Source organism: Paenarthrobacter sp. AR 02 (genome assembly GCF_021538675.1).
Taxonomy (GTDB): Bacteria; Actinomycetota; Actinomycetes; order Actinomycetales; family Micrococcaceae; genus Arthrobacter.
On the sequence record NZ_JAJUKH010000001.1, the window covers coordinates 1,112,225 to 1,137,551 of the forward strand.

Below are 25,327 nucleotides of genomic sequence, written 5' to 3' on the forward strand. Positions count from 1 at the left end.
ACGCGTGGGCTTCCGCCTTTTAAGCGCATTGGTTCATCCAAGGGAGTCGGGGCGGAACCTGATGCCCTGTTCCAAGTGGTGACTGTAAGCTCGAGCCATGCAGGAGACGAAGCCGCACCGGCCTCAGAAACGTGCCCGCGTGGTGGTTCCCAGCCGCAGTGACAGCCTGCTCCGGAACTTCACAGAGCTCATAGGCGGTCCGCTGGGCAGGCACTCATCGCCAGGCGAAGCTTCTTCCGGCCCGTTCACTGTGGAACGGGTCCTGATCCTCCTCACCGTGCTGGCGGCGCTGCTGGCCGTGCTCGCCAAGGACTACTGCCGGGTCAACGGTTGGGAAACTCCCGGGCAGTTCTACTCCACCTGCTACTCCGACTTCCCCGAACTTTTTAAGAACCGTGGACTCGGCGACGGAGTCATCCCCCTGTTCACCCAAGGCAGCCAGTTTGAATACCCCGTGCTGATGGGGATCATCGCTGGGATCACTGCCCTGCTGGTGCCCGGCCAGGCGGTCAACAATGATCGGGTTCTGGGCTATTTCGATGTGAACGCCACGTTGATTGTGGCCATGTGGATTGTCACCGTCCTCCTCACCGCCAGAATCAACAAGCGTCGCCCTTGGGATGCCGCCATGGTGGCCTTGGCACCCGGGATTGTCTTGGCCGGCCTGATCAACTGGGACATGTGGGCGGTGGCTCTGCTCGCCTTGGGAATGTACTTCTTCTCCAGGGACAAACTACTCTTTGCCGGAGTATGCATCGGGCTGGGCACTGCCACCAAGCTCTACCCGGTCCTGTTCCTCGGTGCCGTGCTACTGCTGGCCCTTCGGACCGGAAAGTTCCGGCCGTTCCTTGTCACCGCAGGAGCTGCCCTGGTGTCCTGGCTGGTAGTCAACCTTCCATTCGCGGCCCTGAACCCTACCGGCTGGCAGTACTTCTTCGAGTTCACCCAGGACCGGCCCGCCGGCTACAGCTCGCCGTGGTTTTCCTACAACCTGGTAGCGGACCGGCTCCACTGGATGCAGATGGATGCGGCCAGCATCAACGTGGTTGCGTTGGCCCTGTTTGTCCTGGCGTCCATCCTCATTGCCGTGGTGGCCCTGTGTGCGCCGCGGCGGCCACGGATCGCCCAGCTCGTCTTCCTGATTGTCGCCGCGTTCATCCTGACCAACAAGGTCTACTCGCCCCAATTCGTTCTCTGGCTGATCCCGCTCCTTGCCCTGGCGCGGCCCCGCTGGCGCGACTTCCTCCTGTGGCAGGCTGCCGAAGGCCTGCATTGGGCGGCTATTTGGATGTACCTTGGCCAGGCGACCAGTGGCGGACCCGTGCAGCACAACATCGATATGTCCTATTACGTGATGGCGGTGGTCCTGCACATGGCCGCCACGGCCTACCTGATGGCGAGGGTTGTTATGGATATCTGGGATCCGGTCCAGGACCCCGTGCGCCTCCACGGCGACGATGACCCACATGGCGGTCCCTTCGACGGCGCCACGGACTGGCTCAGGATCGACCTCTTCCACCGGGCCGGGTCGGTCCTGCCCGGAGGGCATCGGGTAGCCGAAGCTCAAGCAGCCCGCGCGGTGGAGGGAGGCAGCAATGGGTGATGTCGCCGTCGTCGGCGCGGGCCCCAATGGTCTGGCGGCAGCAGTGGTCATGGCCCGTGCGGGCCTGAAGGTACACGTTTACGAGGCCGCGAACGCCATTGGCGGAGGTTCGCGCACCAGTGAGCTGATGGAACCCGGGCATTTCTACGACATCTGCTCCGCGGTACACCCCATGGCATTGGCGTCGCCGTTCTTCCGTGCCTTCGAGCTGTCCAAACGAATTGAACTGCGGGTCCCGGAAGTTCAGCACGGAACACCCCTGGACGTGGGCGGTGCCGCGTTGGCTTACCAGTCGCTGGACAGGACTGTCCAGGGCTTGGGCGTGGATGGACCGGCATACCGCCGGCTCATGGAACCCCTGCTGGAGCGGGTCTCCGGGGTGGTGGAATTTACGTCCAACCAGCTGCTGCGCATACCCAAAGACCCGTTGGCCGCCATGGGCTTTGGTCTTGCCACGCTGGATCAGGGCACGCCCATGTGGGGCCGCCGCTTCCGGGAGGAGGCAGCGCCCGCGCTCCTGACCGGGGTGATGTCGCACGCGCTGGGTTCGCAACCGTCCCTGAGCTCAACCGGCGCCGGGCTCCTGCTCGGGGTCCTTGCCCATGCCGGCGGTTGGCCGATTCCCGTAGGGGGCTCAATGTCCATTGCCCAGGCGATGGCGGATGACGTGACCGCCCACGGAGGAACCATCCACGTAGGTGAACGAGTGGACTCCCTGGACCAGGTTCGGCCCTCGGACGCCATCCTGTTGGATGTTGCTCCCCCGACCCTGGCCCGGATCGGCGGCGCGGAAGTACCCGACCGCTACCGCCGGGCACTGGAAGCATTCCGATTCGGGAATGCAGCATGCAAAGTGGACTTTATTCTCTCCGGGCCTGTGCCTTGGTTGGATCCAGGCCTGGCCAAGGCAGGCACGGTCCATGTGGGAGGTTCACGGCTTGCCATGGCCGAATCCGAGAATCTGGTAGCGATGGGCAAGTATCCACCGCAGCCCTACGTCCTGGTTTCCCAGCCGTCCCTGCTGGACCCGACCCGCGCACCTGAAGGCCGCCACATCCTGTGGTCCTACTGCCACGTCCCTGCCAACTCCACCGTGGATATGGCGGAGGCGGTAACGGCCCGCATCGAGCGATATGCGCCCGGCTTCAGGGACGTCGTGGTGGCGTCAAAGACCACGACGGCGGCAGAACTGGCTGCGTACAACGAAAACTATGTGGGTGGCGACTTCAGCGCAGGCATCCTGGATCTCCGTGGGCTGGTGCAGCGGCCCGTGGTGTCCAATGTGCCTTGGCGGACGCCGATGCCGGGTGTCTATCTGTGTTCGTCCTCAACGCCGCCAGGTCCCGGAGTGACAGGAATGCCCGGGTACCACGCGGCTAAACATGCCCTTAAGGACATATTCAAATTGCGGGTACCCGGGCTGGGCGTTTAGCCCGCCGTCCTAGTTGGCGGCGGTAAAGCGTGCGCGGCGGTGGGCCGGGCTTTCGATCTCGTCCAGCATGGCTACGGCGTAGTCCTGCGTGGAGATGGTGTTGCCCGCCGGTGAGTCCTTTGCCACGGAGTACTCGCCAGTGCGCTCACCGGGCTGGATAACCGGCGCGGGGGCCAGGACGGTCCAGTCGAGGGACTCGGGGGCCTGCTTGACGGCTTCCAGGGCCTTGGCGGCGGTGGTGGCCTCGGCCTTGTAGGCCTCAGGGAAGTCCGGGGAGTCGAGCAGGCGGACACCGTCGATTTCCAGTGTCCCGGCGCCGCCGACAATCATCAGCCGGGTTCCTTCTGCGTTGCTGTAAGCGGTAGACATGGCTTCGAGCCACTCGGAGTGGTCGCCGCCGGTGCGGCTGGGGCCCGTAGCCAGCACAACGACGTCGTGGTCCTTGGCAACGGACGCAAAGGTCTGCGCGTCAGCCTGGTCCGCAGCCTGAGAGGCTGCGCCGGGAACTTCAGCGCCCTTGCGGGAGATGGCCGTGACCTGGTGGCCGCGGGTGATGGATTCGTTGACGATCTGGCTGCCGACCATGCCTGTTGCGCCGTAGACTGCGATTTTCATTGCTCTCCTTAGGGTTGCTATCCTTGCAATACGACAAAGGTATCCATTGGATACTGATAGCTTCAAAGGAACCTAGTTACCTGATGGAAACCAACAGCCTCCCCGCGAACATTCTGGACCCCAACTGTCCCTCCCGCGTGATCTTCCAACGAATCGGCGACAAATGGGCCTCGCTGGTCATCCAGGTGTTGGGCGCCGGTCCGGTGCGGTTCTCCGAGTTGCGGAAGATGGTCAACGTCGTGACGCCCAAAGTCCTGACCCAGACGCTGAGGGCGCTGGAGCGTGACGGCCTGATCACGCGGACTGTCCATGCCCAGGTCCCCCCACGCGTGGACTATGAACTGACGGCGATGGGCGAATCCCTGTTGCAGCCGCTGTCCCTGCTCCGTGAATGGGCCGAAAGCCACGTGCCCACCATTCTGGAAGCCCGCGAAGCCTACGACGACGCGCAGGACTCCGCGATACTCTCAGCTACCTAGGGTTGCGGCGACGGGATGAGGGCGCGGCTGATTCGCCCGTCCCGCATGGTCGCGACGGCATCCGTCAGGGGCAGGAACTCGGTATCGTGCGTGACCATGACGGTGGCCGTGTTGAACTCGTCCGTCACCCGACGGAGCAGCCGGACCACGGATTCGCTGCGTTCGTGGTCAAGCGCCGCTGTGGGCTCGTCCACCAGCAGCACCGAAGGGCTGCCCATCAATGCCCTCGCTATGTTCACCCGCTGGCGCTGGCCGCCGGAGAGCTGGTGCGGCCGCTTGTGTTCGGCACCGGACAAACCAACTACGTCCAGCAGCTCGACGGCTTTCCGGCGGGCTTCCTTCAGCGGGTTGCCACGCAGGTGCTCACGAATCACCAACTGCTCGACGGCGGTCAACGCCGGCAGCAGGTTGGGTTGCTGGAAGATGATGCCCACGCTGTCCCGGCGCAGCGCAGTTCGTTCGGCTTCCGGAAGTGCGGCGACATCCTGCCCGTTGATGACCACTACGCCGGATGTTGGCCGGATGAGGGTGGCCGCCACGGCGAGCAGTGACGACTTCCCTGAGCCTGACGGGCCTACCAGGGAGAGGAATTCCCCTCTGCTGACCGCGAGGTTCACGGAGTCCAGGGCCTTCAGGGTGGAGCCACCATCGGGATATTCGAGCGAGACGTTGACGAGGTTGAGTGCAGTAGTCACGGTGTATGCCTTTCGAAGAATGTACGGAATCAGTTGCCGCCGAGGGCCAGCAAGGGGCCCACTGTGGTGACTTTGCGGACGGCAAGCACCGCACCGGCGAGCCCGAGCAGGACAATTCCAGCCACTGGGAGCAGCGTGGTCAGGGGAGTGATCAAGAAGGGTGCAGCCTGGGCTGCGAAGGCTCCCCCGGCAAGGCCCAGCAAACCGCCCACCGCGGCTCCGGACACCAGCACCAAGGCCGCTTGGGCGAGGGCATCGCGCAGGACGTAACCGGAGGAAGCACCAAGTGCTTTGAGTACCGCGATATCGCGCGTCCGCTGTACCGTCCACACGGTCAGGAATGCGACGATCACCAATGCGGAGATGCCGTAGAGGAACGCCTGCATGAGCATGAGGGAGCCGTTTTCGCTCTTGTACGAGGCCAAGGCCTGGAACGAACCCACGGGATCCGTGCTGACTGTGCCAGCCGATGCGTTGGCGGCGTCGACGTCCAAGGAGGTTCCGGCGTCGTACTGTACGGCGAGGACGGTGGCCGTGCCGGGGGCCGCGTGGGCGATGGACCGCCAGGTGTCCAGGGTGGTCCAAACGACGCCCGTGTGGGAGTACCACTGGTCCCCCACAACGGACGAGACAGTGAGGTCGGTGCCGCCTACGCTCACCCGGCTACCGGGGGTCAGGGACAGGTCCTTCGCCAAGGTTTCGCCGACAACCACCGCCCCGTCCTCCACGGCTTGGGGAGCGACGGATCCGCCAAAGACGGCGACGTTCGCTGTACCACTCGGAGTGCCACCAGCACCCAGTGACTGGAAACGCGACTGGCTGATTCCCACTGCCTGCGCAGAACTGACCCCCGGCTGCTCGCGCCACGTCTGGAGCTGGGCCGAGGAAACCTCAGACTCGGTGTAGGACGCTTTGGCGTCACTTCCCGCGGGAGCCCCAAAGACGACCTGCTGCGCCGGCAATGCGGCAATGGCCGACGTCGACTGGTTTCCCAGTCCGGCTGTCAGCCCGGACAACATCACGAGCAGCAAGGTGATCAAGGCGACGACACTGCCCATGAGCGCAAAACGGCCCTTGGCGAAGCGGATGTCGCGGATGGCGAGAAACATCGGATTCCTTCGGTAGGTGCGGGCTTGTTCCCGGCACTACCAACTCTTCCGGCGAAGGCCCTCCCGGACATCGGGAGGTGGATGGATTGGCGGACTCCGTGGGGTTGAGCGGCCAGTCATCCAAATGGTTGATTCCGGCTGTGCGGCGCGGAATACGGCGGAATGCGGCAGGGCCGGAGATACGCTGGAAAGCATGCAATCCCCCACCGGAGCCGTCACGATCCTCCGCGTCCTGCGCGTGAGTTTGCACGTCGGTTTCGCCGTGCTGCTGCTGGTCGCCGTCATTCGCCTGCTGACCGGAGTCGGCACTTCCGGATCACCGTCATCCACGGCGTTGGCTGCCGGTTTGGGCCTGTCTGCCCTCCTGGCGATGGTGTACCTGGCGGGAACCATCCTGGAAAAACGGCACGCAAGCGACCCTTCCCGTTTCAACCCCACGCGCTACGCAGCGTGGTGGCTGGGTGCAGTGATGTTCCTGTGGCTGCTGCTCCTTCTGGTCAGCGGCGATTTCGCCTGGGTGGCCTTCCCCCTCTTCTTCCTGCAGCTTCACCTGCTTCCCCGGCGCCTGGCGTTGCCTTTGATTGCGTTGAGCACGGTCCTGCTGATCGGTGCGCTGTGGTTCCATAGCCGCGGCACGTCCGACGGCGGCCTGCAGCTCGCGATGGTCCTGGGCCCGGTGTTTGGGGCCGGTTTCGCCGTGGTCACCGGGCTGGCCTACCAGGCCTTGTTCCTTGAGGCCGAAAACCAGCGGGTGGTGGCCGAGGACCTGCGTCGGACGCGGGCTGAACTGGCCAAAACACAGCACGACGCCGGGATCACGGCCGAGCGCGAACGGCTCGCCCGGGAAATCCACGACACCCTGGCACAGGGCTTCTCCAGCATCGTCCTGATGGGGCGGTCAGCCGAGAAAGCCCTGGATGACGGGGATACAGGGGCTGCAAGGGAGCGACTGCGGATCGTCCAGGAAACAGCTTCGGCGAACCTGGCCGAAGCCCGTAGCTTTGTTCGTGGCCTCCGTTCCCCTGACCTGGAACAAGCCGGCCTGGTGGATACGTTGCGCCGCCTCTGTGAGAAAACCGAGACTGAAGCCGCCGCCCGTGGAACCGCGCTGCGCTGCCGTTTCGAGTTGGTGGGTTCCCCCGTTGAGCTGCCCAATACCTACCAGACCACCCTGCTCCGGGCCGCCCAGGCCTCCCTCGCGAACGTGTGGGCACACGCAAAGGCGCGGGCCGCCGTCGTGACCCTGTCCTTCCTCGGGTCCGAGGTGACGTTGGACGTTTTCGACGACGGTATTGGTTTTGAGCCGTCGACGGCGGTGGCCACCGTGCGCGGTGACGGCACCGGCGTCGGGCTGCTGAGTTTGCGCGAACGGCTGGCCGCGCTGGATGGCAGCCTGGAGATCGAGTCGGCTCCGGGCGAGGGAACGGTGGTTGCCATCCGGGTGCCCTTGCCCGTGGGAGAAGATGAGGCATGAGCGATATCCGCATTCTGTTGGTGGATGACCACCCGGTGGTCAGGGCAGGCCTGCGCGCCATGTTGGCGGACTTCCCGGGTGTCACAGTGGTGGCCGAGGCGGCGGATGGTGATGCCGCGTTGGCCGAGCTGCGCAGGCTGCACACGCTCGGCGAGCCGGTGGACCTGGTCCTCATGGACCTGCAGATGGGGGCCGGCATGGATGGGGTGACGGCTACGGGAAAGATCAAGGCGGGCGAGGCCGGGAGCCCCCCGCCCCCGGTTCTGATCCTCACCACCTACGACACCGACGCCGATATCCTCGCTGCCGTTGAAGCCGGTGCCAGCGGTTACATGCTGAAAGACGCCCCGCCCGAGCAAATCCGGCAAGCTGTCCTTTCCGCGGCTGCAGGGCAGACCGCGCTGGCACCGGAGGTTGCGGCGCGGCTTATGGGACGGATCCGAAACCCGTCGCCCGCGTTGAGCGCCAGGGAGGTGGAGCTGCTGGAGTTGCTGGCTACTGGCATGAGCAACCGCGCCATGGCCAAGCAGCTCTTCATTTCGGAGGCCACGGTAAAGACGCATCTGGTGCACATTTACTCGAAGTTGGGGGTCGACAACCGGACGGCGGCGATTGCTGCGGCGACCCAGCGACGAATCATTCGAGGCCGCTGAACCTCGCGGATCAGGCCCACAGCAAACGTCGCGCTGGACCCTTTTTGGGCGGACGGGTGAGGCTCACTTTGCTTGTTAATTTTGGTTAAACGGTTGACCTTTGGCCTGCCAGCAGTGACGATTAGTGCACGTTTCGCTATGAGTTAGATCACAAAAAGTCACTCGTCGAAAGTTGGCCCCCATGTCCGCACCCTCCTTGGGCCTGTCCGGCGCTGCTCCCCACAGCCCCGGACGAGCCACAAAGATAGCCAGGAAGGCCGCATCCATCGGCCTAGCCTCGCTCCTCCTCGCAGGGACCATCCCCGCACTGACCTTCGCATCGGCGGCATCGGCCGCGAATTCCGCGCCCGGCGACCCGGCCCCCGTCAAAGCCGTCACCCCCGAGGTACCTGTCGACGCCGCGGGAGTACCCCTCGGCGCGGTGACCGGATACACCCAGTCCGGCAACGTCGTCGGCCTTTCCACCGCTAAAGGCGCAGCCCGGGTTACGTTCCTGGATGGCGGCACCTTCCGCCTCGAAGCCGATCCAAGCGGCACCTTCACGGATCCCGCCAACACCGACCAAGGCGACCCGGCCAGGACCGCCAACATCGTGGTGGGCAAAGACAAATTTCCCGGCACCACACCCACCATCGTCGACGGCGACTGGCTTACGCTGAAAACGGACAAGATCAGCGTCGCGATCAACAAGACCACTACCCAACTCCGCGTGACCCGGGCCGACGGATCACTGGTGCTGGAGGAGTCGGCACCCATTACGTTCGGCTCCAACTCGGCCACGCAGCACCTTGCCCATCAGGACGGCGAGCAGTTCATCGGCGGCGGCATGCAAAACGGGCGCTCCGTGCACACCGGCGCGCTGATCAACATCGCCAAGAACTTCGACTGGGACGACGACGGCTACCCCAACGCCGTGCCGTACTACATGTCATCCAGGGGCTACGGAGTCCTCCGCGACACGTTCGCCCGCGGCTCCTACGACTTCAAGGACCAGCCCACCACCACGCATGAGGAAAAGCGGTTCGACGCCTACTACTTCGTGGGCGACTACAAACAGTCCCTTGGGGCGTACACCACGCTGACCGGAAAGCCGATCATGCCCCCGGTCTACGCCCTGGAATACGGCGACGCGGACTGCTACAACCGTTCCAACCCGGGCTATTCCTCCTCCGGCTATGGCGACCCCGACGGCGCGAAGCAGCGCACGCCGGACGCCATCAAAACCGCACGGAAGTTCGTTGAAAACGACATGCCGGCCGGCTGGATGCTGGTCAACGACGGTTACGGCTGCGAATACCAGCAACTCCCGGAAACCGTGAGCAACATCGAGAAAGAAACCGACCTCAAAGTTGGCCTGTGGACCCAGCGCTCCCTGACCAACCAGGCATACGAAGTAGGCGAGGCCGGAGTCCGGCTCCGCAAGCTCGACGTTGCCTGGGTTGGGCAGGGCTACCGGCAGGCACTCACCGGTTGCGAGGCCGCACACGGCGGCATCGAGCAGTACTCGAACGCGCGGGGCACCTCGCTGATGGTGGAAGGGTGGGCCGGCGCCCAGCGTTGCGGCATGCAGTGGACCGGTGACCACTCCGGAAACCTCGACGCCGTTCGCTGGCAGGTCTCGGCCCTCACCGGTGCGGGCAACTCGGGTTTGGCGTTCACAACCGGCGATGTTGACGGGATCTTCGGCGGCTCGGCCGAATCGTATGTCCGCGACCTCCAGTGGAAGGCCTTCGCCCCGGCGCTGTACTCCATGTCCGGCTGGGCCGCGACGGACAAGCGCCCGTGGCTCTACGGCGACCAAGCTACAGCCATCAACCGCCAGTACCTGCAGCTTAGGCAGCAACTCATGCCCTTCATCTACACGCTCGCCCAGGAATCTTCCACCAGCGGTGTTTCGATGATGCGATCCATGGCCCTGGAGTTCCCTGACCAGCAGTGGTCCTACGGTGCCGAGGCCAACAACCAGTTCATGCTCGGCTCCGACTTTCTGGTGGCACCGGTCTTCACCCAGACAGATGTCCGAAACGGCATATTTCTTCCCGCGGGCCAGCAGTGGGTGGATTATTGGACCGGCAAGCTCTATCAGGGCGGCCAGATCCTCAACGGTTACAACGCACCCCTGGACAAACTGCCGGTATTCGTTCGTGCCGGTGCGGTGATCCCGCAAGGCATCGTGGCCCGCAACGCCTCCTTGGTACCCGAAGATTCCATGATCACCCTGGACGTCTATGCCCAAGGCCAGGACACCTTCACGCTCTATGAGGACGACAAGGTCACCCGTGAATTCAAGGATGGAAAGTCCTCCAGCCAGATCTTCGCAGTGGATGCGCCCGGCAAGGGCAACAGCAGCGTCAAGGTATCCATCGGTGAGCGGAAGGGCGAGTACACCGGCAAGGCCGCTGCCCGACCCTACGAGCTGAAAGTCCACGCCGGCGCGGCCCCCAAGGACGTGAAAATCGGCGGCACCAAGCTCACCCAACAACCAACCCAGGCCGCCTATGCCGCTGCAACCACGGGGTGGTTCTTCGATGAGGCCAACAACGGCACCGTCTGGGTCAAGACGGGATCCATCGCCTCCAACCAGTCAGCCACGGTTCAGCTCCAGCAGGCAGGTCCGCTGGGCGGGAAAAGCCAGGAAGACACCGCCGCCGAAGTCCGCGTGACCACCGGCCAACAGGTCTTCCAGGACCAGGAAACAACAGTCACCGCTGCTTTCGTGAACACCGGTACCAAGGCCAAGACCAACGTGGTCCTCACTCCCGTCCTACCGGAGGGGTGGACCGTGGTTTCGTCCTCCGGCGCAACCGCAGCCAAGGTGGACGGTGGAGCGAGCGCCACTGCCACCTTCGTCATCAAACCCGGCTCCAGCGCGAAGGCGGGCCAACAGACGGTGCGGGTGTCGGCGTCGTACGCTGCTTCCGGCTCCAACCAGTCGGTGACCGGCGGCAACCAGATCTACGTCGCCTACGGTTCGCTGGCTGCGGCCTACAACACCGTTTCGGTCACCACCGTGGCCGGCAAGGCGCTCGGAAACTTCGACGGCGGCGGGGCCACCTTCGCTGCCGAGCAGCTGGCTGCCGCCACGGTTCCGGCCGGCGGTGTCCGGCCAGGCAGCACGGTGACGGTCGATGCCGGGAAGCCTACACAGGTGGATTACACGTGGCCGGCCGTGGGACCTGATGTCCCCAACTCCGTGGCGTTGTCCGCACAAACCATCTCGGTCAAGGGCAAGGGCACGCATCTTGCGGTCCTCGGATCTGCCGCTGTGGGTAATGGAACCAGCCCGACGCTGACCTTGACCTACGCGGACGGTTCCGCGGAGCAGCAGTCCATCTTCTTCCCCAACTGGCTGCAGCCCTCGGTCCTCAACGGAGCCGTGCTGGCGGTTTCGGAACAGGGCCGCAATAACGCCTCAGGCCCGTCCCCCGAGTACACGCAGTACAAGTACCAGGCGTTCTCCAACACGGTGCGGCTCAACCCCACCAAGGAGCTGGCATCCGTCACGCTGCCCACGGATACACGGGTAAAGTTCTTCGACTGGAAGGTGACCTCGCAGCCACTGCCGGCTGTGCCCGTGGGCTCCGTGTATGCCTCTGAAACCCCGTGGGTCCAGGCGCTGAACGGCTACGGTGTGATCGGCAAGAACGTGGCCAACAAAGATTCGGCGTCCTCCCCGGACAAGCCGTTGGCCATCAACTACACGGATCCCGCCACAGGGAAGGAGCCCGTGTTCAGTAAGGGCCTCGGCGTGCACGCAGCGTCAAAAATCACCTACTACCTGGGTGGAAAGTGTTCAAAGTTCAGCTCTCAGGTGGGCCTTGAGAGCGGCTTCGGCGGCAACATTATCTTCAAGGTCAACGCCGACGGCGTGAACAAGTACCAGTCGCGCACGTACACGCCGGGGTTCGCTCCCGAATCCGTGACGGTTGACCTCACCGGAGCGGCCTACGTGGAGTTGGTGGTGGATCCCTCCGGATCCATCAACGGTGCCCACGGGGTGTGGGGTGACGCCAAGTTCACCTGCGCTCCGTAGCGCCAATGTCCTGACGGCCGCCGTTTGCCGCCTCTCCCCGGGGTGGCAGGCGGCGGCTGTCCGCTGACCGGGCACAACAAGAAACTGTCGGTGGAACGGGGCATAATGTCGCAAATGGGGAAACTGAAAAAGAAGCAGGGTTTTGTCGTTGGACTCGTCAGTTTAGTGATGGCTGGCTCGCTGGCCGCCTGTGATGATGGCCGGTCCGGCGCGGAAGGTGCCGCAAAGCAGCTGGCGTCTTCCTTGGAAGCGCTCGACGTCGGGTCGCTCGCCGTCGAGGGCAAGGACGCTGCCGCGGCCAACGATGAACTCAAGGCTGTTTTCGAAGGCCTCGGCGCCAAACCCTCGGTGCAGTCCGGCGACGTGAAGCTCGACGGCGATACCGCCACGTTCCCCCTGAACTACAGCTGGAACGTCGGCTCTGCCAAGTGGGAGTACACCTCGGATGCCACGCTGAAGAAGTCCTCCGGAAAATGGGCGGTTCAGTGGAGCCCTGCCCTCCTGGCACCACAGCTCTCCGATGGCGAGACCCTCTCCGTTAAGACAGTCCCTGCCCAACGCGGCCAGATCCTGGGTGCCGGCGACGCCCCGATCGTTGAAGACAGGCCCGTGTTCCGGGTTGGCATCGACAAGACCAAGGTTCCCGCAGAGCAAGCCGACGCCTCGGCCCGGGCCATGGCGGCCCTGCTGGGGCTGGACGTCGAGGAGTACGCCAAGCAGGTTGCTGCATCCGGCCCGCAGGCGTTTGTGGAGGGACTCGTCCTCCGCGCCTACACAGCCGACATCAACGAAGCCAAGATCAACGCCATCCCGGGTGGTGTGAGCATCCTGGACTCCATGGCCCTGGCTCCCACCAGGACGTTCGCCCGTGCCCTGTTGGGCAGCGTTGGACAAGCCAGCGCAGAACAGATCGAAAAGTCCAACGGCGCGCTGCGTGCCGGGGACACCACGGGAACGGGTGGCCTGCAGCAGAAATACGACTCCCTTCTGCGCGGCAAGGACGGCGTGGAAGTCATTGCCAGCGCCAAGTCCCAGGGTGAAACCCCCGGTACCAAAGTCTTCTTCTCGTCCCTCCCCGCACCGGGCACCACCCTCAAGACCACGCTTGACCTGAAACTCCAGCAATTGGCGGAGGATACGCTGGCTAAAGTGGGGCCGGCCTCGGCTATCGTGGCGCTGAAACCCTCAACCGGTGCCGTTCTCGCCGCCGCCTCAGGACCGGGCAGCAACGGGTACAACACCGCCATGTTGGGACAGTACGCGCCGGGCTCAACGTTCAAGATCGTAGATTCGCTGGCGATGTTCCGGAACGGTGCCACGCCCGATTCCAAGGTGGAGTGCACTCCGACGGTCACCGTTGATGGGCGCACATTCAAGAACGCCGAAGGGTACCCGGCCGGTTCGCTGGGCACCGTTGCCTTGCGGGAGGCCTTCGCGCACTCGTGCAACACAGCCTTCATCAATGCCCGCGATACCGTCAGCCAGGACCAACTCGAGTCGGCTGCCCAGGCCCTCGGAGTCGCCGTGGAAGCCCCCAAGCTTGGCGCCGACGCTTTTCTGGGATCGGTTCCCGGTGCTGCTGAAGGCACTGAGCACGCCGCCTCCATGATCGGCCAGGGCAAGGTACTTTTCTCGCCGCTCTCAGCCGCTGTCATGGCGGCTTCCGTGGCCAACGGGGCTCCCGTGTCACCCCAACTGGTCCTCAACGCTGATGCTGCTCAGAACCCCAGTGCCACTGCTTCCCCGACCGAAAGTGGCAGCGCATCGCCGTCGCCGGATTCCACCACGGCCAGTGCACTCCCTGCGTCTCCGGCATCCACCAAACCGATTACCAAGGAAGAAGCCGCTTCGTTGGCGGACATGATGCGTGCCGTGGTGACCTCCGGGCACGCCGGCTTCCTGGCACAGGTGCCCGGCCTCCCGGTCGGGGCCAAGACCGGCACGGCGGAGTTCGGCAACGAGGATCCGCCCAAGACGCACGCGTGGATCGTGGCTACTCACGGAGACCTGGCCGTCGCCGTGTTCGTCGAGGACGGTGGGCTTGGTGCGACCACCAGCGGCCCACTCTTGAAGTCCTTCCTCACCGCAGCAGGCTGAGACGGCAGACGCTCGACGGCGGCAGGCCGCCGTCGAGCGTTAATACCGTGCCATGGGAGGATTGAAACGTGGCCCATATTGACGTTTCAGGCATTGACTACTTCCTCTCCGACGGCACCCAATTGCTTAACGGGGTGACGTTCAAGGTGCCCGACGGCACCAAGACTGCGTTGATCGGACCCAACGGAACGGGCAAGACCACGCTGTTTAAGATCATCTCCGGCGATCTCACGCCGGATGAGGGAGCCGTGGGCCGGTCCGGGAACATGGGCATCATGCGCCAGTTCGTGGGCCAGGTTCGCGATGAATCCACTGTCCGCGATCTCCTGGTCTCTACCGCACAAGCAGGCCTCGCGGCCGCGGCCAAGGCCGTGGAGGAAGCCGAGCTCGCCATGATGGAACACGACGACGAGCCCACCCAAATGAAGTACGCCCAAGCGATCGTCGACTGGGGCGACGCGGGCGGATACGACGTGGAGACCGTCTGGGACGAAGTCTGCATGGCCGCCCTGGGGATTTCATTCGACAAAGCCCAGTTCCGGCGAGCTTCCACCCTGTCCGGCGGCGAGCAGAAGCGCCTTGTCCTCGAAGCACTGTTTGCCGGGCCTGATGAATTGCTGCTCCTCGATGAGCCTGACAACTACCTGGACGTGCCCGGCAAGCGCTGGTTGGAAAGCAAGCTCAACGAGTCCAAGAAGACCGTGCTGTTCATCAGCCACGACCGCGAGCTGCTCAACAACGCCGCCGGGCGCATCGTCACGCTCGAACCGGGCATCAACGGTGCGGGTGCCTGGATCCACGGCGGAGGTTTCGGCTCCTATGTCGAGGCCCGGGCAGACCGCAATGCGCGTTTCGAGGAACTGCGGAAGCGTTGGGACGAGGAGCACATCAAGCTCAAGGAACTCGTCAATATGTACAAGAACAAGGCTGCGTTCCGCTCTGACATGGCCAACAGGTACCAGGCAGCGCAGACCCGCCTGGCTAAGTTCCTTGAGGCTGGGCCGCCCGAAGCCCTGCCGATTGAGCAGAACGTCAAGATGCGACTCAAGGGTGGGCGTACCGCCAAGCGCGCAGTCGTGGCCGAGAAGCTTGAGCTGACCGGACTGATGAAGCCGTTCTCAACGGAGATCTGGTTCGGAGACCGTGTGGGTGTCCTGGGCTCCAATGGTTCGGGCAAGAGCCACTTCCTCCGCCTGCTCGCCACCGGGGGCACGGATCCGGAGCGGGAACACCTGCCGGTGTCCGACGTCGTCATCGCTGAGGTCCCGCACGAGGGCGTGGTGAAACTTGGCGCCCGGATCCGCCCGGGTTTCTTCGCGCAGACACATGTCCGGCCTGACCTCCTGGGCCGGACCTTGCTGGAGATCCTGCACCGCGGCGATGAGCACCGGAGCGGACTTCCACGTGAGGCAGCTGCCGGAGCTTTGGACTCCTACGGATTAGCCGGCCAGTCCGAGCAGAAGTACGAGTCACTCTCCGGTGGCCAGCAAGCACGTTTCCAGATCCTGCTCCTGCAGCTCTCCGGTGCCACGCTCCTGCTGCTCGACGAGCCTACGGACAACCTGGACCTGCATTCCGGGGAAGCTTTGGAACGGGCCATCGATGCTTTCGAGGGAACGGTCCTCGCCGTGACGCACGACCGCTGGTTCGCCAAGTCCTTCGACCGCTTCCTCATTTTTGGTTCCGACGGCAAGGTCTACGAGTCCGAGGAACCCGTGTGGGACGAGAAGCGCGTAGAGCGGGCCCGCTGACCCCGGACGCTCTCTCACATCCCGCCCCCTTCACCCGAACGCTCCTGCAGCAGCTGCAGGAGCGTTCGGGTTTTATCGGGTGGGATGTGAGAGAGCGTTGGGGTTTAAGGGGTGGGATGTGAGAGAGCGTTGGGGTTTAAGGGGTGGGATGTGAGAGACGGCTTGTGTTCAAATGATCACTCCGGGTGATTAAATGCGCACACCTTGGTACGGTTGATCAATGGGAACTGCCGACCGCCACCGCCTCATCGGTGAACTGCTGCGCACACGCGAAGAAGCCACAGTCGATGAGCTCGTGGAGGCCACAGGGGCGTCGGGCGCCACGATCCGCCGCGACCTGGAGATCCTCGCAGCCAACGGTGTCCTAAAGCGCGTCCACGGCGGAGCCCGCAGCTTGCTGGCGCGCGGAGACAACCCCGGTTACGGGCAACGCGAACTGGAAGACCACGACGCCAAAATCCGCATCGCTGCAGCAGTGGACGCACTCCTGAAGGACAGGGAGCACGTGTGGCTGGACAGCGGCTCGACAGCCACGGAGATCGCACGCAGCCTCAGCACGCGCGAGCTCACTGTCATGCCCATGTCCCTTCACGGCGTTGATGCCCTGACCAGCGTCAAGGGTGGGCGCTCACCCGGGCTCATCCTCCCCGGCGGCAGCCTCGTCCCGGGTGAGCAATCCTTCCGTGGACCCATGACGGAAGCCAACATCCGCTCGCTGAGGTTCGACACCGCCGTCGTAACCCCGTGTGCCCTCAACCTCAAGGACGGGCTCCTGGCCCACGACCTTGACGATGCGGCCGTGAAGCGTGCCGGCCTGGAGTCGGCGGCGCGTGTGATCGTGGCATCAGCCGGCAGCAAATGGAATGCCAGCGCCGTGGCCTTGGTTGCCGCCATGGACACCGTGGACGTCATCGTCACAGACCTTGCACCATCCCCCGAAGATCTTGCCCGGCTCAACAAACTCTCCGTGGAAGTTGTGATTGCATGACCACCAGCATCAAAAGCTCCAAAAGCGTCAACGCCGCCGCGGTGGCGACGTTCCTGATCTTCGGCATGAACGGCCTGGTCTTTGCCAGTTGGGCCGCCCGCATTCCGGCCGTTACCGAAGCCCTCAGCCTCACATCGGGTCAAATGGGCACCTTGCTGCTCTGCACCGCCGTCGGATCTTTGCTTGCGCTGCCCTCCGCGGGCTGGGTGGTTGGCAGGATCGGGACAGCGAACACGGTCCGGGTGGCCGGCATCGTGGCTGGCGCCGCGGGAGCAGCCATTGCTTTCTCGCTGATGGCCGCCTCAGTCCCGGCAACCGCCATTGCGCTGTTCTTCTTCGGAATTGGAATCGGCCTGTGGGATGTCGCCCAGAACATCGAGGGCGCAGATGTCGAGCACAGGCTCAAGCGCACCATCATGCCCCAGTTCCATGCCGCCTTCAGCGGCGGTGCGTTCGTGGGGGCGTTGATTGGGGCAGGTTTGTCGAAGCTGGGTGTCGGGCTTCCGGAACATCTGCTGGTTATCGCGGCCATCGCCGTCGCCCTCGCGCTGACGGTCCCCAAGTTCTTCCTGCCGCACGAGGTCGCGGAAACGCACGACGACGGCGCTCCCCTTGAGAAGGGACCCTCGGCTTGGCGGGATGGCAGGACGCTGCTCATAGGAATCGTGGTCCTGGGTGCGACGCTGACCGAAGGCGCCGGCAACGACTGGATCGCCAAGGCAACCGTGGACGGTCTGGGAGCTACCGAATCAACCGGAGCACTCCTCTTCGCCCTCTTCGTGGCGGCAATGACACTGATGCGGTTCCTCGGCGGGAAAGCGATCGACAAATTCGGCCGGGTTGCTGTCCTTCGTGCAAGCATGGCTGCAGCCGCAGCAGGCCTGGCGTTGTTTGTTTTCGCGGACAACGTGTTCCTCGCAGGCGTCGGGGCGGCGTTGTGGGGTGTCGGTGCGGCACTGGCCTTCCCCATGGGAATGTCCGCGGCAGCTGACGACCCCAAGCATGCCGCCGCCCGTGTTTCCGTGGTGTCCACCATCGGGTACGTCGCATTCCTCGCCGGACCACCGCTCCTTGGTTACCTCGGCGACCATACGGGAATCCATCTGGCCCTCCTGGCCATCGGAGCACCTATTCTGCTTGCCCTGCTCCTGGCTGGCGTCGCAAAGCCCCTGCGGACCAAATAGCTTTCCCGTCCGCTCCTGCATTCTCCGCAATGCATGAACGGCCGAACCGCCACCAGAGGAGGAGCACTACCCCAGAGGCCAGGCAGGCTGCACCAAGCACATCACTGAGCCAGTGGGCGGAGAGGTAGGTCCGGCTGATCATCATGGCGATCACCCCGACCATGGCCAGCAGGGTAACCCACCAGCGTCCGAGCAGGATCAACACAACCACCAGGAACGCGGTGGTTGCCGATACATGCCCGGAAGGATATGAACCCGTATCCGTCAGGACTTTGGCACCCTCCGGACGCTGCCTGCCCACAAGGACCTTGGCCAGTTGGGTGAGTGCCAGCGCAGCCACTCCTGAGGTCAGGGCGAAAGTGGCCGTCAGCGGCCGGCGCCATACCAGGAGTGCTGCGGCCAACAGCGCGTGGAGCACCAACATGCCTACATACCCGATGCTGTTGAGGAAGGCGTTGAGTCCGTCCCAAAACGGCGAGTGAAGCGTCGAGACGAAGGCCTGCCACCAGACGTCCACGGGTTTAAAAATGGGCTCAGCGTGCCCAACCATGAGCATAATCCCAAGGACAGTGAAGGCGCTGAAGAGAAGGGCGCCAGTGAGGGCCGGTTGCCAGCCCGGCCGCTCGCTTGGGTGAAGGACACGAATCATGCCTAATGGTAGTCATCGCGCCGTTCCCCTTTCGGGTGGATCGGGCGTTAGTGTGTTGGGATGCGAGGCTTCGTGGGCAAAGGCCCCAAAAAGGTGGCACTGTTGGACCGCTTCCTGGTGGGGGCTGTGTCCCGGCAACCCCAAGGCGATCACGACGTCTTCTTCCGGCGGCTCTCAGCGGCGGCAACCAAGGGCAAGCTGTGGTTTGGCATTGCGGGAGTCATGGCCGCGTTTCCCGGTAAACCACGCAGGGCAGCCCTTCATGGCGTGCTTGCCTTGGGCGTTGCTTCCGGCGTCACCAACGTGATCTTCAAGCGGCTACTCCCCCGGAGGCGCCCGCTTCCTGAGCACCTGCCGCTCTTCCGTTTTGTGAACCCGCAGCCGACCAGTTCATCGATGCCGTCCGGCCACTCTGCGTCCGCGGTAGCCTTCGCTGTCGGTGCCGGCATTGTGTCTCCTGCCATTGGACTTGGCTTGGCCCCGATCGCAGCAGGGGTGGCGTACTCCCGCGTTCACACAGGTGCCCACTGGCCCTCCGATGTGGTGCTGGGTTCCGCCTTGGGGGCAGGCGCCGCATGGGCAACCCGCAAATGGTGGCCGGCGCGGCCTGCCGAACCGACCCCCCACCGCACGCCGGTTGAGGCCCCCGCAATCAGCGACGGCGAAGGGCTCAGCATCGGGGTCAACGTCATGGGCGGTTCGTACACCCCTGAAACGGGAGAACTCCTAAGGGAAATATTCCCCAAAGCTTATATACAGGAAATTTCCGAAGGTGAGGACATAGCTGCCGAGATGGAAGCCGCGGCCACCCGGCCCGGCACCGTAGCGCTGGGTGTCTGGGGCGGAGACGGAACGGTGGGCACTGCGGCCGCTGTCGCCGTCGAGCATTCACTCCCACTCCTGGTACTCCCGGGCGGAACCCTGAACCACTTCGCCAGGGACCTCGGAACCAGCTCGATCGATGACGCCCTTGAAGCCGTGACCAAAGGGCAGGCAGCGGCCGTCGACCTGGGGCACGTGGTGGTCCAGCGCGGCTTGCCCGACACGCCGGAGACCTCCGAGGTGGCCATGCTGAACACCGCCAGCGTAGGCGTCTATCCCAACCTTGTGCGTCGCAGGGAGCGGCTCGAACCGGCCATGGGAAAGCCCTTGGCCGGTGTTGTGGCGTCACTGCGCACGTTCGGCGTGAACTCGCCAACCACCCTCACTGTGGATGGCGTGAAACACAAACTCTGGATTCTCTACATGGGCCGGGGAAGGTTCTACCCCAGGGACCATGCACCACTTCGCAGGCCGGTTCTGGATGACGGGGTATTCGATCTGCGGATGATCACAGCGGACGAGCCCTTCGCCCGGGCGCGGCTGCTGTGGGCGGTCGTGACCGGCACAGTCTCCGCCTCAAAGGTCACCCACCTCACCGAAGCCACCGAGGTCACCGTGGAAGCAATTGGACAGCCGCTGGTCCTGGCGGTCGACGGCGAACCCAAACCGGGCGTTCGCAGCGCCACGTTCAGCGTCAAGCAGCGGGAACTCCGGGTGTACTCACCGCTGCCTGCAGAGTAGCGCTGTCAGGAGTCATCCGGGAGGACTACCCTGACTGGACCCTGAATCATCCCTGAGACAGGCGATTTGCGCTCCCTTCGTGAGTAGCGTGGTGAGTACATTCAAAACTCATCTGCACGCAAGTGTTGTGCTCCGAGGAGGGAACGCTTCCATGATCGAAGCAAAAGGCCTGACCAAGGTCTACGGCGAGAAGACCGCCGTCGGCGGTGTCAGTTTCACTGTCCAGGCCGGACGTGTGACGGGCTTCCTGGGCCCGAACGGTGCCGGCAAGTCCACCACCATGCGCATGATCATGGGACTGGATGCTCCGACGTCGGGTTCCGTGACGGTGAACGGTGAGCCGTTCGTACAGCACAAGGCACCATTGCGCGAGATCGGTGCCCTCCTGGACGCCAAGGCAGTCCACACCAGCCGCACCGCCTACAACCACCTGCTTGCCATGGCCGCGACGCACAGCATTCCGAAAAGCCGGGTGCGCGAAGTCATCGAAATGACCGGTTTGGGTGACGTTGCCAAGAAGAAGGTCAAAGGCTTCTCGCTCGGAATGGGTCAGCGCCTCGGGATCGCCGCCGCGCTGCTGGGCGATCCGCAGACCATCATTCTGGATGAGCCGGTGAATGGCCTCGATCCTGAAGGTGTGGTCTGGGTCCGCAATCTGGTCAAGTACCTGGCCTCGGAAGGCCGCACAGTCTTCCTGTCCAGCCACCTCATGAGTGAAATGGCGCTCACGGCAGACCACCTGATCGTCATCGGCCGCGGCAAAATCATTGCCGACGCCCCCATCGCAGACATCATCTCGGGCAAGGGCCAGGTACGGACACGTGTCCGCACCGACCAGCCGGAACGGCTCATGCAGCTGCTCGCCGGAACCGGAGTCTCCGTGGAAGTCCACGAACGCGAGCTCCTGGAAGTTTCCGGCCTGGATCCCCGTGGGATCGCCCGGGCGGCCCTGGACAACCAGGTCATGGTCTATGAGCTGACCCCGCTCCAGGCGAGCCTGGAAGAGGCTTACATGGAACTGACCAAGGACGAGGTCGAATACCACTCGCACATCACCACCGGGGCCTCGGTTCCCGCTCAGGCCGGAGGGAAATAGACATGAGCACCACCACTTTGGACCGTAAGTCCATCCGCAACTCCGTGGGTCCGGGACCGGCCTTCCACCGCGTCCTCAACTCGGAATTCATCAAGTTCCGCACTTTGATGTCCACGCTGATCCTGCTGGCTTCCACCGCAGTGGTGATGGTGGGCTTCTCCGCCCTTGGCGCGTGGGGAACCGGCCAAATCACCAAGCAGGCGGCGGAGGATCCCCAGGCCGCAGCAGCGATCGCCGCACAGGGTGGGGACCTGGCTGTCACGGTACCTACGTCCGGCATCGTGTTTGCCCAGTTGATTCTTGGTTCCCTGGGCGTGCTCCTCATGAGCTCCGAATTCACCACGGGGATGGCCCGCTCCACCTTCGCAGCCGTACCCCGGCGGCTGTCCCCGTTCCTGGCAAAGCTCGTTGTGGTGATGGTGAGCGCTTTCGTCCTCACCGCAGTGGCGACCTACGTTGCCGGACTTGTGGCGCTGCCCATCCTGAACAACTACGATCTCAAACTTGACCTCGGCAGCTCACAATCGGTCAAGCTCCTGCTGGTCAACAGCATCTACGTGGCGGCCGTGGCAGCCATCGGCATGGCCCTTGGCACCCTGGTCCGGAACTCCGCCGGCGGCATCATGAGCCTGGTGGGACTGTTCTTCGTGGCGCCCATCGCCTTCCAGCTGATCCCCGGCGATTTCTTCAAAGAGGCCAGCAAGTACCTTCCCGGCAACACCATCAGCCCGCTGACCGCCGTCGAGCACGTCCCGGACACGCTTGAGGCGTGGCAGGCCGGACTGGTCCTGGGCGCTTGGGTAGTGGTGCCGGTGGCCCTGGCCATGATCCTGCTGAAGAAGCGGGACGTCTAGGCTCGATCCATGACTGAAGCTCTGCAGGCGAAGGACGCGTCGGCCACCCTGGCTGACGCGTCCTTCGCTGAAATCGCCCAGCGCCGCAGGGGCAGGCTCCGCCGGTACTTCTACAAGCACCCACTGGCGATGGATGCCGTGGTGGTGCTCTGCTACGTGTTGCTTGCCCTCCCCACCATCATCACCTCGGTCATCGACTCCAAATGGTTCGTGGTGGCGCTGCTGCTGATGATCGCCGTGGCCTTGGTCTTCAGGCGCCGTTACCCCGTGCCGGTGGTAGCCGCCGTCGCGCTCCTGGAGGTTGCGGCAGCCATCGTGAACCCGTGGGGTTCGAACGTCTCGGTGGGGCTATGGTTCGCCCTTTATGCGCTGGCATCGCTCAAGCGCCGGGCGGTTGCGCTGGTGGTTTTTGCCGTTGCCAGCCTGCCGCTCAGCTTGCTCTACCTGTTCATGTGGACAAGTCCGAGCCAGATGAACACGCTGCAGGAAGTGCCCGAGAACTTCCACCTGATCAACAATATTGCCACGGCAATAACCATCATGCTCTCCAACCTCCTGGCTACCGGGATCGGCATTTCAGTGCGCCAACGAAGGGAACATGAGGGCGAGATTGCCGCTTGGGCTGCAAGGACCACCCAGTTGGGCAAGGTTACTGAACGAAACCGGATAGCGCGCGAGATGCACGACGTCGTGGCCCACTCCCTGACGGTGATGATCAGCCTGTCCGACGGCGCAGCCGTAGTGGTCAAGAAAGACCCGGAACGGGCGGGCGAAGTCCTGAACGAACTGTCGCGGACCGGTCGGGCGGCCCTGGCTGACATGCGTCGCGTGTTGGGTGTACTGCGTGACGATTCGGGACGGCCGGCGCCCCTCGCGCCACTGGAGTCGGGTCATAACCTGGCCAACCTCCTGGAGGGATTCCGGACCGCCGGGCTCCCGCTGCATTACGCGCACACGGGTCCGGGATTGCCGTCCGATCCGGCGTTCCAGATCACCGTCTACAGGATCGTGCAGGAGTCGCTCACCAACGTCTTGCGATACGGCCGCTCGCTCAGCCGGGTTGACGTGCAGGTGGCGCGCGACGGCGATTTGGTCACCATCGACGTCAACGACGACGGCCGCGGAACCCGCGACGGCGGCAGCGAACCCGCGGGCAGCCTGGGCACTGGGCAAGGAATCGCCGGAATGAATGAACGCGCCGGAATCTATGCTGGAATCGTTACTGCCGGTCCAGGAAAAAGGGGTGGCTGGGCGGTCCACGCCGAGCTCCGCTGGAACGGCGACAAGGGGGAATCATGACAGGTGACATCATCAAAGTGCTGCTGGTGGACGATCAGCCGCTGCTGCGGATGGGCTTCCGGCTCATCCTGGAAGGCGAAGCCGACTTCACGGTAGTGGGCGAGGCTTCGGATGGCCTGGAGGCCGTCCGGCAGGTTGAGGCGCTTCAGCCCGACGTTGTGCTGATGGATGTCCGCATGCCCGCCATGGACGGGATTGAGGCGACACGTCGCATCTCCAGTTCGGGGTCGGATGCACGGGTCATCATCCTCACCACTTTCGATCTCGACGAATACGCCTTCAGCGGCCTGCAGGCCGGGGCATCGGCATTCCTGCTCAAAGACGTGGCCCCGGCTGAGCTGGTTCACGCTGTGCGCCTCGTAGCCAGCGGCGATGCCGTAGTGGCCCCGCGGGTGACCCAGAGACTCCTGGAAACGTACGTCCGTGGAGGAGCCCTGCCCGGCCATTCAGCCAGCCCGCACCGTGATCCGCTCCTGGACGAGCTCACCCCGCGCGAAACCGAGATCCTCACTACCATCGCCGAGGGCCTGTCCAACGCGGAGATCGCCCATAAGTTCTTCCTCTCCGAGGCCACGGTCAAAACCCACGTCCGCCGGATCCTGAGCAAGCTGCAACTGCGGGATCGGGTCCAGGTCGTGGTCTATGCCTACGAAACCGGCCTGGTGGTACCGAGCAACCCGGACTACTGACCCGTCGTCGAATGCTGCATGGTTCCTTGGAGCAACGGTAAGAGCCCGCTGGGAGACGAAGCTGCAGCAATGGCGTTCGCGGATTCGTGTGGCTCACCGTAGCCCCAGAGCGCAAAAACGGTTGGCATCCCGAGTGTGGCCGCTCCCTCGACGTCGTATATGCGGTCGCCCACCATGACGGGCCGCGAGGTGTCGACGCCGCGTGAGCGGAGCCTCCGCAGCGACTCCGCGATCACAGCGTCCTTCCGACACCGCCCCAAGGCATCCGAGGCGCCGCAGACATCCGTAAAGTAATGGTCCACACCGAAATGCCGGGTGAGCCGGATGGCTTGATCTTCCACTTTTGACGTAGCCACGGCCATCGGCATGCCCAGTGAGTGCGCAACTGGTCCGGACCCGGGACGGTTGCTCCTACGGACGTCAGCGCTTCCGCCGCACTTGCCGTGACGCCCCTGGCCGAGTCCACCAGTGTTCCATCCATGTCGAACAAGACGCATGAGTAGCGTTCCGGGAGTGGTTTGTGGTGCTCGGGACGTATCATCTTCTTCGTGGCCTTTCGGTCAAAAGACAGGAGCCTCGGGGCTCCTGGCGGGTTATTTCTTGGAAGGGATTCATGGAGCGAGCGGGCCTCGACGGCATCGATCAGAGGATCCTTTCAGAACTCACCAGGAACGCCCGCGTACCGCACGCGGAGCTGGCAGGGAAGGTCCTGCTTTCCAGGAACGCTGTCCGTCAGCGGATCGAGCGCATGGAGCGGCAGGGTTACATCCAGGGCTATACCATCGTCGCCGGAGCCGAGACCCAGGATCTTGTGTCCGCCTTCCTGATGGTTTACCGCAAGGACCGCATGCGCGGGGCCGATGTCCTGAGTGAGCTCAGGGCGATCCCCGAAGTCGTTCTCTGTGATGTCCTCAGCGGTGACTTTGATTTGATGGTTCGCGTCGAAGCCCGCTCCCACGGCAGGGTGCAGGAAATTTGGGAACAGATTTCTTCCCTCCCCGGTGTCACGGACACCGTCACGGCCATGACGTTATCGAATGTGATCCGGCGGGTGTCGCAGTAAC

Annotated in this window: 21 protein-coding genes; 16 read left to right on the forward strand and 5 right to left on the reverse strand. The window is 63.9% G+C overall.

Translation table 11 applies throughout. The annotated features are described in order from the left end of the window. Nucleotides 1–97: 97 nt before the first annotated feature. Nucleotides 98–1,603 (forward strand): glycosyltransferase family 87 protein, encoded by a 1,506-nt coding sequence (locus tag LRQ04_RS05190; protein ID WP_235518132.1) that lies wholly within the window; start codon nt 98–100, stop codon nt 1,601–1,603. Beyond that, on the forward strand, nt 1,596–3,035 hold the full coding sequence (locus LRQ04_RS05195; protein WP_235518133.1) for an NAD(P)/FAD-dependent oxidoreductase: 1,440 nt from the start codon (nt 1,596–1,598) through the stop codon (nt 3,033–3,035). Before LRQ04_RS05190 ends, LRQ04_RS05195 begins: the two co-directional genes overlap by 8 nt. 9 nt (nt 3,036–3,044) lie before the next feature. Here LRQ04_RS05195 and LRQ04_RS05200 read toward each other — a convergent pair whose 3' ends face one another. Next, a complete protein-coding gene (locus LRQ04_RS05200) occupies nt 3,045–3,650 on the reverse strand; it encodes an NAD(P)-dependent oxidoreductase (RefSeq protein WP_235518134.1) in 606 nt (201 codons plus the stop codon). A gap of 83 nt (nt 3,651–3,733) precedes the next feature. Between LRQ04_RS05200 and LRQ04_RS05205 the strand changes: the two genes are divergently transcribed. Beyond that, nucleotides 3,734–4,129, forward strand: coding sequence for a helix-turn-helix domain-containing protein (locus LRQ04_RS05205; protein WP_235518135.1), 396 nt, complete (start codon nt 3,734–3,736; stop codon nt 4,127–4,129). Here the strand turns inward: LRQ04_RS05205 and LRQ04_RS05210 are convergent. Together LRQ04_RS05210 and LRQ04_RS05215 are read right to left on the reverse strand one after the other, a co-directional pair. Next, entirely contained in the window at nt 4,126–4,824 is a 699-nt protein-coding gene (locus tag LRQ04_RS05210; RefSeq protein ID WP_235518136.1) for an ABC transporter ATP-binding protein, read from the reverse strand. The two genes, LRQ04_RS05205 and LRQ04_RS05210, sit on opposite strands and share 4 nt — an antisense overlap. 29 nt (nt 4,825–4,853) lie before the next feature. Further along, nucleotides 4,854–5,933 (reverse strand): ABC transporter permease, encoded by a 1,080-nt coding sequence (locus tag LRQ04_RS05215; protein ID WP_235518140.1) that lies wholly within the window; start codon nt 5,931–5,933, stop codon nt 4,854–4,856. Nucleotides 5,934–6,126: 193 nt separating this feature from the next. Here LRQ04_RS05215 and LRQ04_RS05220 point away from each other — a divergent pair, with 193 nt between their 5' ends. The 7 genes from LRQ04_RS05220 (at nt 6,127) to LRQ04_RS05250 (ending at nt 18,113) form a co-directional block, all read left to right on the forward strand. Continuing rightward, complete coding sequence (locus tag LRQ04_RS05220) at nt 6,127–7,407, forward strand: sensor histidine kinase (protein WP_235518141.1); 1,281 nt, start codon at nt 6,127–6,129, stop codon at nt 7,405–7,407. After that, complete coding sequence (locus LRQ04_RS05225; protein WP_235518142.1) at nt 7,404–8,060, forward strand: response regulator transcription factor; 657 nt, start codon at nt 7,404–7,406, stop codon at nt 8,058–8,060. The genes LRQ04_RS05220 and LRQ04_RS05225 overlap by 4 nt, the downstream gene beginning before the upstream one ends. A 181-nt stretch (nt 8,061–8,241) precedes the next feature. Continuing rightward, a complete protein-coding gene (locus tag LRQ04_RS05230) occupies nt 8,242–12,093 on the forward strand; it encodes an NPCBM/NEW2 domain-containing protein (RefSeq protein WP_235518143.1) in 3,852 nt (1,283 codons plus the stop codon). A 114-nt stretch (nt 12,094–12,207) separates the two neighbouring features. Next, nucleotides 12,208–14,190 (forward strand): penicillin-binding transpeptidase domain-containing protein, encoded by a 1,983-nt coding sequence (locus tag LRQ04_RS05235; RefSeq protein ID WP_374198916.1) that lies wholly within the window; start codon nt 12,208–12,210, stop codon nt 14,188–14,190. A gap of 68 nt (nt 14,191–14,258) precedes the next feature. Further along, nucleotides 14,259–15,941, forward strand: a complete 1,683-nt coding sequence (locus tag LRQ04_RS05240) for an ABC-F family ATP-binding cassette domain-containing protein (protein WP_211710299.1) — start codon at nt 14,259–14,261, stop codon at nt 15,939–15,941. Between the two features lie 220 nt (nt 15,942–16,161). Beyond that, nucleotides 16,162–16,929, forward strand: coding sequence for a DeoR/GlpR family DNA-binding transcription regulator (locus LRQ04_RS05245; RefSeq protein ID WP_235518146.1), 768 nt, complete (start codon nt 16,162–16,164; stop codon nt 16,927–16,929). Then, the gene (locus tag LRQ04_RS05250; protein WP_235518147.1) at nt 16,926–18,113 is read left to right on the forward strand and encodes an MFS transporter; all 1,188 of its coding nucleotides are present in this window, start codon (nt 16,926–16,928) and stop codon (nt 18,111–18,113) included. The genes LRQ04_RS05245 and LRQ04_RS05250 overlap by 4 nt, the downstream gene beginning before the upstream one ends. On the opposite strand, the gene LRQ04_RS05255 is transcribed toward LRQ04_RS05250, so the two are convergent. Then, a complete protein-coding gene (locus tag LRQ04_RS05255) occupies nt 18,058–18,762 on the reverse strand; it encodes a phosphatase PAP2 family protein (protein WP_235518149.1) in 705 nt (234 codons plus the stop codon). The two genes, LRQ04_RS05250 and LRQ04_RS05255, sit on opposite strands and share 56 nt — an antisense overlap. Nucleotides 18,763–18,822: 60 nt before the next feature. Between LRQ04_RS05255 and LRQ04_RS05260 the strand changes: the two genes are divergently transcribed. The 5 genes from LRQ04_RS05260 (at nt 18,823) to LRQ04_RS05280 (ending at nt 24,263) form a co-directional block, all read left to right on the forward strand. Then, nucleotides 18,823–20,325: a bifunctional phosphatase PAP2/diacylglycerol kinase family protein gene (locus LRQ04_RS05260; protein WP_235518151.1), complete on the forward strand. Its 1,503-nt coding sequence runs from the start codon at nt 18,823–18,825 to the stop codon at nt 20,323–20,325. 151 nt (nt 20,326–20,476) lie between these two features. Then, complete coding sequence (locus LRQ04_RS05265; RefSeq protein WP_235518154.1) at nt 20,477–21,421, forward strand: ABC transporter ATP-binding protein; 945 nt, start codon at nt 20,477–20,479, stop codon at nt 21,419–21,421. Nucleotides 21,422–21,423: 2 nt separating this feature from the next. Beyond that, on the forward strand, nt 21,424–22,275 hold the full coding sequence (locus tag LRQ04_RS05270; RefSeq protein WP_235518155.1) for an ABC transporter permease: 852 nt from the start codon (nt 21,424–21,426) through the stop codon (nt 22,273–22,275). Nucleotides 22,276–22,284: 9 nt separating this feature from the next. Beyond that, nucleotides 22,285–23,574: a sensor histidine kinase gene (locus LRQ04_RS05275; protein WP_235518156.1), complete on the forward strand. Its 1,290-nt coding sequence runs from the start codon at nt 22,285–22,287 to the stop codon at nt 23,572–23,574. After that, nucleotides 23,571–24,263 (forward strand): response regulator transcription factor, encoded by a 693-nt coding sequence (locus tag LRQ04_RS05280; protein ID WP_235518157.1) that lies wholly within the window; start codon nt 23,571–23,573, stop codon nt 24,261–24,263. The genes LRQ04_RS05275 and LRQ04_RS05280 overlap by 4 nt, the downstream gene beginning before the upstream one ends. On the opposite strand, the gene LRQ04_RS05285 is transcribed toward LRQ04_RS05280, so the two are convergent. Further along, nucleotides 24,257–24,631, reverse strand: coding sequence for an HAD hydrolase-like protein (locus tag LRQ04_RS05285; protein WP_308194878.1), 375 nt, complete (start codon nt 24,629–24,631; stop codon nt 24,257–24,259). The genes LRQ04_RS05280 and LRQ04_RS05285 overlap by 7 nt on opposite strands. A 245-nt stretch (nt 24,632–24,876) precedes the next feature. Between LRQ04_RS05285 and LRQ04_RS05290 the strand changes: the two genes are divergently transcribed. After that, a complete protein-coding gene (locus LRQ04_RS05290; RefSeq protein WP_235518158.1) occupies nt 24,877–25,326 on the forward strand; it encodes an Lrp/AsnC family transcriptional regulator in 450 nt (149 codons plus the stop codon). Nucleotide 25,327: the final 1 nt, after the last annotated feature.